The organism is Alteripontixanthobacter maritimus (genome assembly GCF_003340475.1).
In the GTDB taxonomy this organism is placed as follows: Bacteria; Pseudomonadota; Alphaproteobacteria; order Sphingomonadales; family Sphingomonadaceae; genus Alteripontixanthobacter; species Alteripontixanthobacter maritimus.
This window is the reverse complement of record NZ_QBKA01000002.1, coordinates 1172152-1188516: the sequence shown is the minus strand read 5'-3', so window position 1 is coordinate 1188516 and position 16365 is coordinate 1172152. Positions and strand designations below refer to the sequence as shown.

Here is a 16365-nt window from a genome sequence, read left to right as displayed (position 1 = left end):
CCCGACCGCGTGGCCGACGTTTGGCGCGTTTCCTGCTGCAACTGTGGATTAGCGCGCGCTTCATACGATAAGCGCTTGCGCCGACTCACGCGCTATCCCTAAGGCTCGGCTCCCATGGCGCGGTTCATTTTTATTACCGGCGGCGTGGTTTCCTCGCTCGGCAAAGGTCTTATGGCAGCAAGCCTTGCTGCCTTGTTGCAGGCGCGCGGCTACAAGGTCCGCATTCGGAAATTCGACCCTTATCTGAATGTCGATCCGGGCACGATGAGCCCTTATCAGCATGGTGAAGTCTACGTGACCGATGACGGGGCGGAAACCGACCTCGACCTTGGCCATTACGAACGTTTCACCGGCGTCTCCGCGCGGCAGAGCGACAACATCACATCCGGGCGCGTCTATCGCGATATCATCGCGCGCGAACGGCGCGGCGACTATCTGGGCGCAACCGTGCAGGTAATCCCGCACGTGACCGACGCGATCAAGGCATTCGCGCTCGACGATACCGACGATTTGGACTTCGTGTTGTGCGAAATCGGCGGCACCGTAGGCGACATCGAATCGCTGCCATTCATGGAAGCCATTCGACAATTGCGGAACGAGCTGGAGCCGATGCAGACACTTAGCGTCCACGTGACGCTAGTGCCGTTTATCGCGGCAGCAGGTGAATTGAAGACCAAGCCGACGCAGCATTCCGTCCGTGAGCTGGCGTCATTGGGCATTAAACCCGACGTCCTTCTTTGCCGCTGCGAACATCCTCTGCCGGAAGGTGAACGCCGCAAAATCGCGGCGTTTTGTAACGTCCGCGCAGAAGCAGTCATCCCCGCTCTCGACGCGCCGTCAATCTATTCCGTGCCGCTGCAGTACCACCATGAGGGGCTGGATACCGAAGTCCTGCGCGGTTTCGGCATCACGGACGCGAAGGACCCGGACCTTGCACGCTGGGCGGATGTAACCGACCGCTTTTTCAATCCGGAAGGCGAAGTGACTATTGGCGTGGTCGGCAAATATGTTGGTTTGCAGGACGCATATAAGTCCTTGAACGAGGCGCTGGTCCATGGCGGCATGGCCAATCGAGCCAAGGTCAATATCCGCTGGCTCGATGCCGAATTGTTCGAACAAGACGATGCGGATATTGCTGCCGAACTGGAGCCCCTTCACGGAATTCTTGTGCCCGGCGGCTTTGGCGAGCGTGGTTCCGAAGGCAAGATATCGAGCGTTCGGTTCGCACGCGAACGCGGCGTACCGTTTTTCGGGATCTGTCTTGGAATGCAGATGGCCTGCGTCGAAGGTGCGCGTTCGGCTGGGCACGATGCGGCGTCTTCAACCGAATTCGGCACCACGCGGGAGCCTGTTGTCGGTGTCATCACGGAATGGATGACCCAGGAGGGTCTCGAAACACGCGAGGCCGATGGTGACATGGGCGGCACGATGCGACTTGGCGCCTATGAGGCAAAGCTGTCCGCCGACAGCAAGGTGTCAGGCATATATGACGGTGCAACGGCGATTTCAGAACGTCACCGCCACCGCTACGAAGTTAATTCCGCCTATATCGAAGCACTGGAACGCGATGGGCTGGTATTTTCCGGAATGTCACCCGATGGACTGCTTCCTGAAATTGTCGAACGTCCGGATCATCCGTGGTTCGTCGGGGTGCAATTCCATCCCGAGTTGAAGAGCCGCCCATTCGATCCGCACCCCCTGTTTGCGGGATTTATCGAGGCGGCATTGCGCCAATCCCGGCTTGTCTGACACACTGCATTCTTGGACTAATACTTATTAGTCTTGCAAATTGTGAGCATTCCGTCGATGTTATGGACAACAGGGATCCGACACGTTCGCCGACCGGCGCCATATCCGTGATGTGTTTTGTGCAAACCGGCGGGCTACCTGTTTACATTATTGGCTAAGCCAATCGCTGCGCATCTTCTGCGACCCGGATGCGCGCGAATGGCTCAGGCGACGCTTCTGGCGTCGCGGGGCGAGCCTTTGGGCTCGCCCCAACTATTTCGCAAACTGCGCTTCAGGCGGCGTTGGTTTCATCGTGGTCCGTATCATCCGACCCGAGATCTTCGACGACCTTCAGCTGCGATTGTCCATTCACCGTAATTTTCTTCGGCTTCATCGCCTCGGGAACTTCGCGAACGAGATCCACCAGCAACAATCCGTCCTCGATTGCGGCGTTTTCTACCCGGACGAAGTCGGCAAGTTCGAACCGCCGTTCGAAACCGCGATTGGCAATGCCGACATGCAGCATTTCACCGGTATTTTGGTCTTCGTCGCGCTTTCTGCCTTGGATAGTAAGCAGGTTCTGCTGCGCGGTTATGTCGAGATCGTCGGGCTTGAAACCGGCGATAGCAAGCGTGATGCGATATTGGTCGTCACCACGCCGTTCGATGTTGAATGGGGGGTAATTGTCCCCGCCATTGCCGCGAACCTGGCTTTCCAGAAGGTCGAACACCTTGTCGAAGCCCACGGTGGTGCGGCGGTAGGGAGTGAAATCCAGACGTGACATAATACAAATCCTCCTATTTGAGCGATCTATCATTTCACGAGCGGCCCGTCTGATCGGCGTCGCCCGCGGCTTGCGTCCATGCCCGGTACGGCGCATGAACAGTTTCGAGATAGGAATGCCGCGTGCCCCGTCAACCTCCCGGCCGCGATTTCACCCGATGTCCAACACTTTGTTCAGGAAATTCAAATGCCTAAACCAAAAATCGATATTTATACCAAGATGGGATGCGGCTATTGTTCCCGTGCAAAGCGCCTGCTCGACAGCAAGGGCGCGGAGTATAGCGAACTGGATATAACCATGGGCGGGCCGAACAAGGCCGCCATGCTCGATCGTGCGCCGAATGCGCGGACCGTTCCGCAAATCTTTATCGGAGAAACCCATGTAGGCGGATCAGACGAGTTGGCTTCTCTGGAGCGGGACGGAAAGCTGGACGCGATGCTTACGGCGTAAGGACTGACCCGGCAATGACCAGAATAGCCATTCTGCAAATGCAGTCGGGCATCGACCCGGCGGAAAACGCAGCCGTCATGGTCGCGGCAGTCGCGGATGCGGCGCGGGGCGGCGCGACCATGCTGTTCACGCCTGAAATGAGCGGCCTGCTGGACCGGGACAGATCGCGCGCTTCTGCTCATATCGTGGTCGAAGCGGACGATCGGGTCCTTGCGGCCATGCGCGCTGCGGCCGTCGATCATGGCATCTGGGTGGCGATCGGGTCGCTTGCTGTCCTTGCACACGGCCAGCAACAGGCGGAGCGTGCTCGCTGGGCTAACCGATCCTTCGTAATCGATCCGGCCGGCGAGATCGTCGCCCGATATGACAAGATGCATATGTTTGATGTGTCGTTGGACGATGGCGAAAGCTGGAGCGAATCGAGCGCTTATGCGCCGGGTGAACGCATAACCACGGTAGATACTCCGGCCGGGAGGCTTGGGTTATCCATCTGCTACGACATTCGCTTTCCCGCTCTATATCAGCGCCTTGGAATGGAAAGCTGTGACATCATCGCAATACCCGCGGCGTTTACTGCGCCGACAGGCCGCGATCATTGGCATGTCCTGCAACGTGCGCGCGCTATCGAACAAAGCTCCTATGTCGTGGCGGCGGCACAGGTGGGCAAACATGATGACGGCCGAACAACCTATGGTCATAGCCTCGTCATCGATCCGTGGGGCAAGGTGCTGCTGGATATGGGCGGTGACCGGCCCGCCCTAGGCTTTGTTGAGATAGAGCAGGAGCGGATCGCGTCCGCTCGCCGGCAGGTGCCCAGTCTGGCCAACCGGCGTGATATAGCGGCGACTTTCGGCACATGATCGTCTTCGACCTGGTTTGCAGCGAGGGTCACCGGTTCGAAGGGTGGTTCGGGTCCGGCGACGAATTTACCACGCAGCGCGACAGGCGGGACATTGGCTGCCCGACATGCGGCACCCCCGAAATTATGAAAGCCCCCATGGCGCCGGCGATACCCACAAAATCCAATCGTGGCGCGCTCCAACAAGCTGGCGAAAAATCCGACGACTTGCCTAACAAGACGCCGCTTGCTGCCAAGGCGGCCAATGCTGTCGAAGCGCTTTCCGCAATGCAGGCTGAAGCGTTGAAAAACAGCACCTATGTGGGGGACAGCTTCGCGGAAGACAGCCGCGCCATGCATTATGGCGAGAAGGATGCGGCAATCATCCACGGCGAAGCGTCGGTCCACGATGCGAAGGAACTCGCCAAAGAGGGCATCGCCATCGCACCGCTGCCCTTTCCGGTCGTCAAACCGGACGAGATCAACTGAGAATTTGGCCAGCGCTACGGGTCGAGCAATGCAATAAGGTTCGCGTTGCAGGCCACACAGGCGGCGGTTATGGAAGCGGGCGGGGCGCCCGTAGCTCAGCCGGATAGAGCATCAGATTCCTAATCTGGAGGCCGCGTGTTCGAATCACGCCGGGCGCACCAATCTCCCATAGAACTACGCACTGGCGGTGCGTCGTCCTTATCTGATGATGTGACCGCACCGGTAAGGGCGGATACGGGGCCGCGAATGATGATCCGTTCCTTCGTCATCACAACTTCACCAACAAACGCTTTCACATAGTCCTTACGCAGGGCAGGATTTCCAGGGTCATCAAGTTTTTCGCGCACGCGCGCCGAGAAGTCCGCAATGGCGTCTTCGTCGATTCGCTTACCCTTCCGACCGATCTGGCGATCGAGCACCCGAATTTCTTCGTCCAAGGCGGCGCGGCGCTTCTGGTGGGTCCCCAGACGGGATTTCAAATCGCTGTCCCCGGGTTCGATCATGCCAGACTCGACCATCTCGAACACCCGGCGGATCGCGTGGTCGACTTCTGTCCGCTCGCTGCGAAGCACTCCAAGCGTCTGGCGCCGCCTCGCATCCGCGCCTTCGGAACGCTCGATAAGCCCTGCCAACAAGGTGTTAAGGCGAGCCGGACGCAGAAGGCGCTTCTTAAGCGCGTTCATGACTGCATCGTCGACCTTCTGCATGGGCACGTTGTTACCGCCGCACGAGCGATCCTTTTTGCGCCGGACATTCGAACAGGCATAATAGCGATACTGTCCGCCTTTGCCTGTGAGGAGCATCATCGTACCCGTGCAGCCGGGGTTACCGCATTTGCCGAGGCCGCTGAGCAATACTGGCGAACTATGCGAACGGGCTGGAGCCATCTTGGGATCGCGTGACTTCAGTAGTTTTCGCACCGCTTCGAAATCGGCTTCGCTTATGATTTGGGGAATGGGCACCTCAATCCATTCGTCGCGGGGACGAAGCTTTTTCGTGCGACTGTCCTTGGTGTTGTAATAATGCCGCCCGACGTAACTTTCACGTGTTAGGATCGAATGAACGAGATTGGGTGTGAAGGGCTTTCCTCGATATGTCTTGCCGTCACCATTCAACTCTTCGGCAAGCTTGCCAAAGTTATCGATGGATCGGGTGTCACCTCTTTTAAATACGATCACCGCGGAAACCTTGTGGCTAAGCAACAGGCGATCGGTGCGACTGGAGCCGCTCAGCTTGGATATCAATATGATCTAGCAGATCGCATCATCCGGATTACCTACCCATCAGGCAGAATTGTGCGCTATGGCTATGATGGCAAGGGGCGCGTCAATCTGATAGAAACCAAGTCGACAGCGGCGGCGGCGAGTTGGGAGACAATTGCCAACGGACATGAATACGAGCCGTTTGGACCGGTCAAGTCCATTATGCTTGGCAACGGCATGGCGGTGGCCAATGGCTGGGGCACGGATGGCTGGCTGACATCGCGCCGGCTCTACACCGTGTCGGACGGATTCAATTTGTCGCATTTGTCGTATCGGTACGATGCGAATGGCAACATTGGCGCGATAACTGACAATGTGGATGCTTCAAAATCCGTGCTGTATGGTTATGACGGAAACGGTCGCCTTACCTTATCTGTCCGTAATATTCAGGGCGCTGACACTTCCAAATCATTCACTTACGCGGCCGGCACCAACCGCCTCGAAACCTTTAACGATGCGTCAGGTACGCGGCAGTTCAGCTATGACGGTCGCGGCAACACTTTAGCGGAAAGCCGACCTGGCGGAGTTACTCTCGCTACCGACTACGATGGCTATGGCCGTCTGATTACATACAACCGCAGTAACGCTGCGGCGCAGGCGTACACCTATAATGGTATGGATGACCGGGTGAAGCTGGTTCGGCCTAGCGGAACGCGACATTTTGTATACGATAGCGCGGGCCGGGTGATGGGCGAATACGGCGCAGCGGCGAACGACGTATGGGCGGAGTTTATCTGGGCAGTCCCTGCAGCCGCCAACGATAACAGTCCGTTTGGAGGGGGTGACGGTATCGGCGGTTATGCTCCGCTGGCAGTGGCGACTCCCGACCTGAGTGGGGCGGTTCATCTGCTATGGGTGCACGGCAACCATTTGGGCGTGCCCTTGGTCACCAGCGATGCGTCGGGCACTGTGGTCGATCCGTCACAGGATTATCTGCTTCCCGGCTTTCCCGGCCAAAGCCGCGTGTTCGCCGATCTCTATTACAACCGCTATCGCGATTACGACCCGACCACCGGCCGCTATATACAGGCCGACCCGATCGGCCTGGCTGGAGGCAGCAACCCTTACATCTATGCTGACGCAAACCCGATCAACAAGATCGATCCTCTGGGGTTGTTTGCCGATCCGGGGCATAATTATACAAAGTCACCGCGCACACATCCGCGTCCGCCATCACCTGCTCGAAGGTTCTTGGGATCGTTCCAGTTTATTTCAAACGTCGCAGATTTGGTCATCCCTGCGATGCAGGGCGCTCTGGATAAGGTTTGTGCAGGACCGCCGGCTAACGAACAACAATTTAAGAACGATATTGATGACGATCTAGACGACCCTGATGATGAATGCGAGCGCCAAGAAAAAATTGATGAACTAGATTGTCGCGACTGGAACACTGATCCTATGAAATATCTTGGTGGATTGTCTAGATCTAGCGGCTATGTTCAGTGCACTAAGTCAGCGAGAGTGCGTGCTGCGGAATGTCGCACGAGGGGCGGGCCGGAAAAAATTACGACTCCATTATTTATGCCCGGGAGTAGACGTCCAAATATTCACTCCAGGAGGTCCGATTGAACAGTGTTATTTTATCCCGCGATATTATTTCAAAATCAGGTAATAACCTATCTGAAGGTAGTATATCAATATCCTACCCGTTACCAGATAACGAAGGCGGCTACTACTGTAATGTTATTTTTACAAGCCATTCCAAATACAACAATAAAATAAGCGGAATAGACGAGATGCATGCAGTCGAAGACTCTATTGTATACCTAAATTCTATCTGTAAAAATAGTTTGGATCCAGAGTTCTTGTGGGTAAATGGCGACACTATGTATATAGATAGAGGTATTTAGCTGACATAATGGTAAAATTTGGAGCACCCTCCGTAACGAAGCTACGCTATTCAGTCTTCCCAGCTAGCGCGACGTGCTCGCCGATCTCTACTACAACCGCTATCGCGATTACGACCCGACCACCGGCCGCTATATACAGGCCAACCCGATCGGCTTGGCTGGAGGCAGCAACCCTTACATCTATGTTGAGGCAAACCCAATCAACAAAATCGATCCGCTAGGGTTGTTTGCCGATCCGGGGCATAATTATACAAAGTCACCGCGCACACATCCGCGTCCGCCATCACCTGCTCGAAGGTTCTTGGGATCGTTCCAGTTTATTTCAAACGTCGCAGATTTGGTCATCCCTGCGATGCAGGGCGCTCTGGATAAGGTTTGTGCAGGCGGATGGGGAGGCGTGGTCTGGGACGTCACCAATCGTCTCAACTATTCCCAACTGTGTTAGTTGAAAAAGGTTTGAGGACACTTATAGCAAGATCAACGCTGACGTAGCTAGAGTATATCAAATGGAGTTATAACAGTATAACGGCTCCCAACAGGATTGGCAGCCGCATGACAAAACCTTAGCAAATTATGCTGGGAGGCTTAAGAACCTGATTGACAATGCGGAGCGTATGGGGTGTTGTAATTATCATTTCGACTCTGTTCGTATAATTAGAATTTACACTAGAAGCTAAGTCATGATTGAAGTTTATAACGCACGGCTTGCCGACGATTGGATTTATACTTACTCAAATGATCCAGTGCTGGACGATTCTCTCGATCCTCTAGGGATTATTGATATTGTTGTCGATCATGAGCCTTCTTCTGGCCTATCTATTATCCTTGAAATCTTGAACCGAGATGCGGTTGGTGCGTCACTTCCTATGTTAGTCGCCGGTCCGCTTGACAGCTGGATCAAAACTCACGCGGCAAATGAAATAGAGGCTACGGCAGTCGAGAAATGGTTGAAAAAACCGCCTCTCTTTTGGATTGATATTCTAATCTATAATGCCGAGTCCAATGATCGGGTTCGTTGGGCCCTTGGCGGTATTTTTCAAGGAACTCTAAACGATGAAGTGTGGGCGCACATTGAGGATGTGCGGGCCGGGCCTTGGCCGCGTGAAGGACCTCCCGCTTGTCCGCCTATTACAAACTAATATACCACCTTTAAGTTGACTGCGATCCAACGTTTTCTTTTTCGCATATCGGGGGGCGACCTGCCCATATTATAGTGTCGACAGAAGCAGAATTTTGAAATCAGAAGATTACAGATAAAATCACTTTTGCAATTCCATGAAACTATAGTAGTAAATTTATGTGGTGTTAGGGTGGTTTTGGTTGATCAAAAGGACCTCATGATGAAAAAACGCGTTTCGACTATAGCGGGAATCATTGTCTCATTTGCATTCGCTCCGGCAGCCTACGCTGAGTGCACGGTGCCACATGTTCTAACCAATGGTGAGGTGGCGGACGCCACGGTTGTCATGGACAATTTCACTGCCTTAGCCGACTGCGCTAATGAAGCCGTCACACCTACCGAGCCGTTCGAGACCGGAGAGATCGCGGTCATCAACGGCCCTAAGTCGGTGACGGGCGGAAATCTTACTGGGGATGTCACGACTACTGGCGGAACGGTAACAACCCTTGCCGAGACGGGAGTGGCGCCCGGCTCCTATATCAATCCAAACATTACTGTTGACGCCAAAGGAAGAATTACAACGGCTACAAATGGCGTGGGGGGCGGAGGAAGTGGGGGTTCTGATTGGACCGAATTCACGCTGACGAATCCCGGAGCGGAAACGGGAGACGTTTCGGGATGGACCATGGCGGGCGGTGGTTTCACTGCAACAACCGCAAATCCGTCGGGCCATTCGATGATCCCACTTATTGGCACCTACTCCTTCACGGCGAGTGCAAATTCTAATCCTACTATGCACCAGGTAATCGATCTTACAACATTCGCGACCGCTATAGACACCGGATCTGTGTTTGCGATGGTTGAAGCCTTCGCCGCTGATACATACACAAAAGGGGAATATCCTTATATCTACCTTCTTTTTATGGACAGTGCGGGGGCAGAAATGACGCGGACGATGAGCCCAATGCAGGCTCTTTCAATTGGCAGCAACAAATGGCGCTCAATATCCGCCGAAGGGCGGATTCCTAAATCTGCACGATCCATGGCTGTCTATGTTTGGGCCAAAAGGGCGGACGGAACAAATAACAATGTTGCCTTCGATGGTATAAAAGCCTTTATCCGAGGGTTCTGATTTTTCATATAAAATTCTATTTCTATTATTGAGCATACCAGTTTTGGTATCACAATACCCGCTGCCACCGGTGCTTTAGGCTCAGGCCTCATCAAAGGGGATTCGCCAGTCGATAATATGGTGATCCAAGTGCGGCACGATGGAGGTGTCGTCATGAGTGAGCTTGGTTGATGAACGAGACGTAGATATGTCGAACAAAGCCATATTTACCGTTATCGCATCAGGCCTAGGACCGATGACCGGTGCAGCGTATAGGGGTGGTTTACATCATCGAACATGGGCTGGAAGGGCGCGACGCGCCTGCGGCTTATGAGCCATACAGCGCGATCTACAATTGCTTCTTCCGCAAGAGCCGCACGGGCGATTCCACCGCATCTTTGCCGAATATGCAGGGAGGGCCGGAAGGCCGGAAAGGGTAATGATTGATGCCATTCGGTTTGAGGCACACCGTACAGCCGCCAGCGCCTCGAAAAGAGGTTTTTTCTAATACGTATCAAACGCGCCAAAGGCGGTTCGAACTCGACGCGCTAAGCCGTTTGCGTCGGCTAGGGCGACCGATCATTCTGCTGCTTCCCATACTCAACAGTGTCCGCGAGCTGCTTGGTGACAAAGATTAAGACAGGAAGAGGTTCGGTGCCGCGCTGACCAAACGGGACATCGTTTGCTGAATTCCGTCGCGCTCGAACCGCAAAATGCAACATCACTACGATAAACTTCTCTACAGGCAAAAGTACAAGATCGAAAATGTCCTTGGCCGCATCAAGGATTGGAGACTCGTCGCCACCCGCTACGACCGCCAGCCCAAACCTTCGCCTCCGCAATCTGTATTGCTGCTACCTGCTGCTACTGGCTCCGATCAATGATTTCTGACCCTAATCGGCAGCCTTGCCTACAACCCCGCGGGTAGATCGGGCAGGTCACGCAGTCCAACGATGCTTACGCGTTCGGTGGTCTGGTGAACATCGATCGGCCCTATAGCGTGAACGGACTAAACCAGCTGACGCAATCGGGTCCGGTGCCGCTGGGCTATGATGCACGTGGCAATCTGACCTCCGCCGGCAGCGACGGGTTTACGTATTCGAGCGAGAACTCCCTGAACGGCAAGGCGGGCGCGGCAACGATGTCCTACAATCCCGTGGGCCGGCTGTATCCAGACGAGCGGGCTTTCTGCAGGCGGAGCGATCACCCGCTTCGCCTATGACGGGATGGATATGATCGGCGAGTACGACACGTCGTCCCAGCTTCGAAATCGCTATGTCCACGCCCCAGGTGTAGACAACCCGATTGTGTGGTATGAGAGTGCCGGCACGACCGACCGCTGCTTCCTCCATGCGGACGAGCGCGGTAGTAGGCACACTCGCTATGCGACAAGTTGCACCAAGATTTCCCAACGATTTGAGTGCCCATCTTTATCCGTCCCGGTGCACCAATTCCCACATGCTAACGCCAAACCGGTTTGCAATTGCAACCGATACCGGTAGCCTTGCGGACAAGGCCGCAAAGGTCAGGTTTTGGCAGGAGGATTGCGCGGGAATGCATATCAGGACATGGGCCGCTACGACGCCCGACAAGCCAGCATTGATAGTCGCGGAAACCGGTGAGGCCATCAGTTTCGCCGAACTGGACGCTCGCTCCAATCGGGTCGCGCAACACGCGCGCAGCGAGGGCCTTCGTCGTGGTGATGGCTTAGCGGCGATGATGACCAACGGTTCACGCTATTTCGATATTTATTGGGGAACGCAGCGTTCGGGGTTGTCCTTCACTCCGGTCCCGGACCGGCTGACCGCTGCCGAAGCGGCCTACATCATCGAGGATTGCGGCGCGAAGATGCTGGTGCTGTCCTCCGATCTTGCTCATCTGGCCGACGACTTGCGGATGGCGCTGCCCGACGTTTCGTTGTGGTTGGACGGTGAAAACGAGAGCCTGCCGACGGGATTTCGCGATTATGCCGCTGCCCTTGCGCAGCAGCCCGGCACGTCGGTCAACGATGAAAGCATCGGCAGTGTCATGCTGTATTCCAGCGGGACAACCGGGCGGCCGAAGGGTATCCGGCCGCCGCCAAGGGAAGGCGCGATTGACACGCCGGACGAGCTCGTCATGCTGGGCAAGGCGTTGTTCGGGTTCGACGACCGCACGATCTACCTCTCACCCGCTCCGCTCTATCATGCCGCACCGCTTCGCTGGTCCGCCACGGCGCAGGCGCTTGGCGGTACTGTGGTCATAATGCGCAAGTTCGATCCTGCTGCCGCGCTCGGCCATATCGAGACCTATCGCATTACGCACAGCCAGTGGGTGCCAACCCATTTCGTGCGGATGCTGAAACTGCCTGAGGACGAGCGGCAGAAGCACGACCTTTCCAGCCACCGCATGGCACTTCACGCTGCTGCGCCTTGCCCGGTCGAAGTCAAACGCGCGATGATTGATTGGTGGGGTCCGATTATCCACGAATATTATGCGGGTTCGGAAGGGTTCGGTGCCACGCAGATCGGCCCGCAGGATTGGCTCGACCGCCCTGGTTCGGTTGGACGCCCGATGTCCGGCATCATCCACATCTGCGGCGATGACGGGACCGAACTGGCAGCCGGCGAAACCGGAGTGGTTTTCTGGGAGAAAGCAGAGCTTGCGGAATATCACAACGACCCTGAAAAGACTGCACAGAGTCGCCATCCCAAGGGCTGGGCGACGTTTGGCGATATTGGCTATGTCGATGAGGACGGGTTCCTGTTCCTGACCGATCGCAAAAGCTTCATGATCATCAGCGGCGGCGTGAATGTCTATCCGCAGGAGATCGAGGATGTGCTGATCATGCATCCCGATGTTGCTGATGCGGCTGTGATCGGCGCTCCCGATGCCGATCTGGGGGAGCGTGTAACCGCAGTCGTCCAGCCAGCCAGCGGGGAGGGCAGCAACGCCCTGCGCGACGATTTGGCTGCGTTCTTGCGCCAACACCTGAGCGGCGCAAAGATCCCGCGCCAGATCGACTTCCGCCCGGAACTTCCCAGGCTGCCGACAGGCAAGTTGCAGAAGCGCCTGCTGGTGGAGGAATACCGCGCCGCTGCCGACAATTGACGCGCTGGCCGAATACAACGGCCTTGCACTTTAAAGCAAAGCGTTCGTAACGGGGCGATCACACAGAATTGGAGCGAGAGCGATGGACAGCACGGCGCACGCGAATACGCGGTATAAATGGACGGCATTGCTCAGTCGCCTGACTTTGGCTCTGGCGGTCATCGCTACGGTCTTGGCCTTAGGCGGAATGACGCTTGCGCGGTACGATCTGATCGGCAAACTGGTTGGATTCTCAGGCCTGAGCTTCGGAATGATGGCGGCAATTGCGGCCTTGCTGTTTGGTATCGCGGCGCTGATCATGAATGCGCGCAAGGGGTGGCCGCATCGCACTTCCGCACTTCTGGGATTTATTATTGCAGTGGTGTTTATTGGTGTTGTTGCAGCAAGGGTGCTGAGCGCGGGAAGTCCGCCGGCCATCCACGATATTACTACCGACCTCGCCGACCCGCCGGCGTTCAGCGTGTTGCCGTTGGCAGAAGACAATCTGCGCGGACTGGAAAGCGAGCAGGAATGGCGCGAGTTACACAGCGCAGCCTATGGCGATCTCGATACGGTCACGATCGACAAACCCGTTGCCGAAGTGATTGCCGATGCCGAAGCCTTGGCGCGCGAAAAAGGCTGGACCGTGGCGCTCGCCGATCCGGAAACAGGCAGGCTGGAAGCCACCGCATATGCGGCATGGATTCGCTTCGAGGACGACGTGGTGCTGCGTGTCACGCCGTCCGCAGATGGGCGAGGGAGCGACGTAGACATGCGATCGGTCAGCAAGGTCGGGGTGAGCGACCTCGGCGTGAATGCCCAGCGGATCGAAGATTTCCTGACTGACCTGGCGACACGGTAAAGCGGGGACTCTCGAGGTTTTAAGCTTCGTTCGGTTCGCCCACATCTTGCCCCATCGGCACCCGCTCCTTGAACGTATGGGTGATGTAGGGGAACGGAATTTCGATCCCGGCATCGTCCAGCCCGCGTTTGATTGCTCGCACGACCTTGTCGGTGGACTCCCACTTGTCGCGCGGTGTCGATCCTGCGTGCCAGCGGACCAGGAAATCGACCGAGCTTGAATTGAAGGTCGTGGCGAACACGTCCACGTCTTTGTCTTTTTCCAGCCCATCGACGGCTTCCACAGCCTCGCGGATGACCTTCGCAGCGTGATCGAGGTCGGTGTCGTAGGAAACACCGGTAACCACTTCGTGACGACGTGTCTGTTCGTCGGTTAAAATCTCGACCGCGTTCTTGAACAACACGGAGTTGGGCACGATGGTCAGTTCGCCCGATAGTTTGCGGATGTGGCTTTCGCGCAAGGTGATGTGTTCAACCTTGCCCTTGATGCCTTCGCATTCGATTACGTCACCGATACGCATTTTCTCGCGCAGCATGATGAGCACGCCGGCGAGAAAATTTTCGAAGATGTCCTGAAAAGCAAAGCCAATCGCTACCGCTCCGATACCCAGACCTGCAATCAGGCTGGCGGGTGTCAGGCCCGGCATCAACACGACGAGCGCTGCCATAAGTCCAAACAGCCAGATGGCCAGTTTCACGACCGTGTCGAACAGCGCCTTGAGGCTGGGACGCATGTCGGTCCTGCCGATCAGCTTGTCGGCTATCCGCACTGCGAACTTCGCCACGATCCAGGTGACGAGCAGGATGAGCACGCCGATAGCGATGTTCGGCAATGCGCGAATGAATCCGTCCGCCATATCGGCGAGCTGGTTCTGTACCGTGGCAATCGGGCTGGCCGAAGGGTCCGCCACATTACCAGCGTCAGTCATTTGCACTTCGTTATTGGCCGCATCGGCGGCATTGTTATCGGCTTGCATGGTTCCCCCTCGATTCACGCACGCAACGCGCCGCGTCAGTCGTGGGTTCCTTAGCCTTTCGCGGCGTTTTCTTCACGCGCAATTTCGTGCAGCCAATCGGCATGGCGCGGCGCCTTCTTGGTGGCGCTCCATTCCTCCAGCATCGGCATGGCGACCTTCTTCAGTTCGCTGTACTGTTCATCGGTCCCGATATCGGCCGCAAGTTCCACACGGTGGCCGTTCGGGTCGAAGAAATAGATCGATTTGAAAATGCCATGATGGGTCGGCCCCAGCACGTCGATGCCAAGACCTTCGATGTGATCCTTGGCTCGCAACAGTTCCTCTTCGGAGCTTACGCGGAATGCCAAATGCTGCACCCATGCCGGGGTGTTCTCGTCACGGCCCATGTCTTTCTGGTTTGGCAGTTCGAAAAACGCCAGAATATTGCCGTTCCCGGCATCGAGAAAGACATGCATGTAGGGGTCGTATTCACCCGTGGACGGGACGTGGTCCTCGCTGAAGGCGCTGGTATATTCCATGCCCAGCACGCGGGCGTACCAATCGACCGTTTCCTTGGCATCCTTGCAGCGATAAGCCGCGTGATGCACACCGCCAAGCTTTACCGGATGAGCAGCCGCGACGTTCATTCCGCTGGTTCCATCTCGCTGTCCGCCTTGCCGGTATCCAGCACACCGCGAGCGACCTGATCGCGCTCGATGCTTTCGAAAAGAGCCTTGAAATTGCCTTCACCGAACCCGTCGTCACCCTTGCGCTGGATGAATTCGAAAAATACCGGACCGACCTGCGCTTCGGCGAAAATCTGCAGCAGAAGGCGGGGCTGGCCACCTTCTATCGTTCCGTCCAGCAGGATACCCCGGGCCTTCAATTCGTCGGCTGGTTCGCCGTGGCCGGGCAGGCGCTCGTCGAGCATTTCGTAATAGGTTTCGGGCGGGGCGGTCATGAACGGCACGCCAAAATCCTTGAGACGGTCCCACGCCGTAACCAGATCATCGCAGATCAGGGCGATGTGCTGAATGCCCTCACCGTTGAATTCGCGCAGGAACTCCTCAATCTGACCCTTGCCGCCTTCGCCTTCCTCGTTGAGCGGAATCTTGATCTTGCCATCGGGCGCGGTCAGCGCCTTGGAAGTCAGGCCGGTATACTCACCTTTGATGTCAAAGAAGCGGATCTCGCGGAAGTTGAACAGGCTTTCGTAGTAATCCGCCCAATAGGCCATGCGGCCGGTATAGACGTTGTGAGTCAGGTGATCGATGATCTGGAAGCCAGCACCTTCCGGATGGCGATCCACATCCGGCAGATATTCGAAATCGATATCGTAAATGCTTAGGTCGTCCTCGCCGGTCTTCCCGTCATACCGATCAACCAAATACAGGATTGCACCGCCGATACCGCGAATGGCCGGGATGCGCAGTTCCATGGGGCCGGTTGCGACTTCGACAGGTTCGGCGCCCTTGGACAGCAGATGATCATAGGCTGCGACTGCATCCTTCACGCGGAAGGCCATGCCACATGCGCTCGCCCCATGTTCGCGGGCAAAGTACCAGGCCGCGCTGCGCGGTTCGTAATTTGCAATCAGGTTGATGCCGCCCTGCCGCCAGAGTTGCACGTCCTTGCGCCGGTGGTTTGCAATATGCGTGAAGCCCATCGCCTTGAATACGGGTTCCAACACGCCTTTTTCCGACGCGCAGAACTCGACGAATTCGAAGCCGTCCAGCCCGGCGGGATTTTCGAAAAGATCGGCCATGGTTTCCACCTTTTATAACGTTCGAGAAGTGCGCGCGTGCTGGCACTAAGCCCGGTACGCTGCGCAACATAGTTTCCGTTGC

17 protein-coding genes and 1 tRNA gene are annotated in these 16365 nt (G+C 56.2%); 13 read left to right on the top strand and 5 right to left on the bottom strand.

Going from position 1 to position 16365, the window contains the following annotated elements; genetic code table 11:
* The first annotated feature begins 114 nt into the window (after positions 1–114).
* The gene (locus tag HME9302_RS05970; RefSeq protein ID WP_115366258.1) at positions 115–1749 is read left to right on the top strand and encodes a CTP synthase; all 1635 of its coding nucleotides are present in this window, start codon (positions 115–117) and stop codon (positions 1747–1749) included.
* A 271-nt stretch (positions 1750–2020) separates the two neighbouring features.
* On the opposite strand, the gene HME9302_RS05965 is transcribed toward HME9302_RS05970, so the two are convergent.
* The gene (locus tag HME9302_RS05965; RefSeq protein WP_181815701.1) at positions 2021–2512 is read right to left on the bottom strand and encodes an Hsp20 family protein; all 492 of its coding nucleotides are present in this window, start codon (positions 2510–2512) and stop codon (positions 2021–2023) included.
* A 186-nt stretch (positions 2513–2698) separates the two neighbouring features.
* Here HME9302_RS05965 and grxC point away from each other — a divergent pair, with 186 nt between their 5' ends.
* From grxC to HME9302_RS05945, 4 genes are all read left to right on the top strand, one after another.
* A complete protein-coding gene (gene grxC / locus HME9302_RS05960) occupies positions 2699–2962 on the top strand; it encodes a glutaredoxin 3 (RefSeq protein ID WP_115366257.1) in 264 nt (87 codons plus the stop codon).
* A 14-nt stretch (positions 2963–2976) separates the two neighbouring features.
* The gene (locus HME9302_RS05955; protein WP_115366256.1) at positions 2977–3822 is read left to right on the top strand and encodes a carbon-nitrogen hydrolase family protein; all 846 of its coding nucleotides are present in this window, start codon (positions 2977–2979) and stop codon (positions 3820–3822) included.
* Complete coding sequence (locus HME9302_RS05950; RefSeq protein WP_115366255.1) at positions 3819–4289, top strand: DUF1178 family protein; 471 nt, start codon at positions 3819–3821, stop codon at positions 4287–4289. The genes HME9302_RS05955 and HME9302_RS05950 overlap by 4 nt, the downstream gene beginning before the upstream one ends.
* Before the next feature lie 84 nt (positions 4290–4373).
* A tRNA-Arg gene (locus HME9302_RS05945) sits at positions 4374–4450 on the top strand.
* Here the strand turns inward: HME9302_RS05945 and HME9302_RS13660 are convergent.
* Entirely contained in the window at positions 4409–5467 is a 1059-nt protein-coding gene (locus tag HME9302_RS13660) for a recombinase family protein (RefSeq protein ID WP_407641334.1), read from the bottom strand. The two genes, HME9302_RS05945 and HME9302_RS13660, sit on opposite strands and share 42 nt — an antisense overlap.
* On the opposite strand from HME9302_RS13660, the gene HME9302_RS05930 reads away from it, so the two are divergent.
* The 8 genes from HME9302_RS05930 to HME9302_RS05900 all read left to right on the top strand — a co-directional run bounded on the left by HME9302_RS05930 (position 5348) and on the right by HME9302_RS05900 (position 13563).
* Positions 5348–7120 carry an RHS repeat domain-containing protein gene (locus HME9302_RS05930; RefSeq protein WP_115366254.1) on the top strand — a complete coding sequence of 591 codons (1773 nt, stop codon included), beginning with the start codon at positions 5348–5350 and terminating at the stop codon, positions 7118–7120. The genes HME9302_RS13660 and HME9302_RS05930 overlap by 120 nt on opposite strands.
* Before the next feature lie 354 nt (positions 7121–7474).
* Positions 7475–7846: an RHS repeat-associated core domain-containing protein gene (locus tag HME9302_RS13555; RefSeq protein ID WP_115366253.1), complete on the top strand. Its 372-nt coding sequence runs from the start codon at positions 7475–7477 to the stop codon at positions 7844–7846.
* A gap of 235 nt (positions 7847–8081) precedes the next feature.
* The gene (locus HME9302_RS13125; RefSeq protein WP_147270776.1) at positions 8082–8540 is read left to right on the top strand and encodes a DUF6869 domain-containing protein; all 459 of its coding nucleotides are present in this window, start codon (positions 8082–8084) and stop codon (positions 8538–8540) included.
* 201 nt (positions 8541–8741) lie between these two features.
* Complete coding sequence (locus tag HME9302_RS05920; protein WP_147270775.1) at positions 8742–9653, top strand: hypothetical protein; 912 nt, start codon at positions 8742–8744, stop codon at positions 9651–9653.
* A 242-nt stretch (positions 9654–9895) separates the two neighbouring features.
* The gene (locus HME9302_RS13260; protein WP_181815700.1) at positions 9896–10072 is read left to right on the top strand and encodes a hypothetical protein; all 177 of its coding nucleotides are present in this window, start codon (positions 9896–9898) and stop codon (positions 10070–10072) included.
* Positions 10073–10632: 560 nt separating this feature from the next.
* Positions 10633–10854, top strand: coding sequence for a hypothetical protein (locus HME9302_RS05910; RefSeq protein ID WP_147270774.1), 222 nt, complete (start codon positions 10633–10635; stop codon positions 10852–10854).
* A gap of 236 nt (positions 10855–11090) precedes the next feature.
* Complete coding sequence (locus tag HME9302_RS05905; RefSeq protein ID WP_326833153.1) at positions 11091–12722, top strand: acyl-CoA synthetase; 1632 nt, start codon at positions 11091–11093, stop codon at positions 12720–12722.
* Between the two features lie 82 nt (positions 12723–12804).
* Positions 12805–13563: a DUF1499 domain-containing protein gene (locus HME9302_RS05900; RefSeq protein ID WP_115366249.1), complete on the top strand. Its 759-nt coding sequence runs from the start codon at positions 12805–12807 to the stop codon at positions 13561–13563.
* Positions 13564–13582: 19 nt separating this feature from the next.
* Here HME9302_RS05900 and HME9302_RS05895 read toward each other — a convergent pair whose 3' ends face one another.
* The 3 genes from HME9302_RS05895 to hppD form a co-directional block, all read right to left on the bottom strand.
* The gene (locus tag HME9302_RS05895) at positions 13583–14491 is read right to left on the bottom strand and encodes a mechanosensitive ion channel family protein (RefSeq protein WP_115367515.1); all 909 of its coding nucleotides are present in this window, start codon (positions 14489–14491) and stop codon (positions 13583–13585) included.
* Positions 14492–14589: 98 nt separating this feature from the next.
* On the bottom strand, positions 14590–15165 hold the full coding sequence (locus HME9302_RS05890) for a VOC family protein (protein WP_115366248.1): 576 nt from the start codon (positions 15163–15165) through the stop codon (positions 14590–14592).
* Positions 15162–16283 (bottom strand): 4-hydroxyphenylpyruvate dioxygenase, encoded by a 1122-nt coding sequence (gene hppD, locus HME9302_RS05885; RefSeq protein ID WP_115366247.1) that lies wholly within the window; start codon positions 16281–16283, stop codon positions 15162–15164. Before hppD ends, HME9302_RS05890 begins: the two co-directional genes overlap by 4 nt.
* Between the last annotated feature and the right edge of the window lie 82 nt (positions 16284–16365).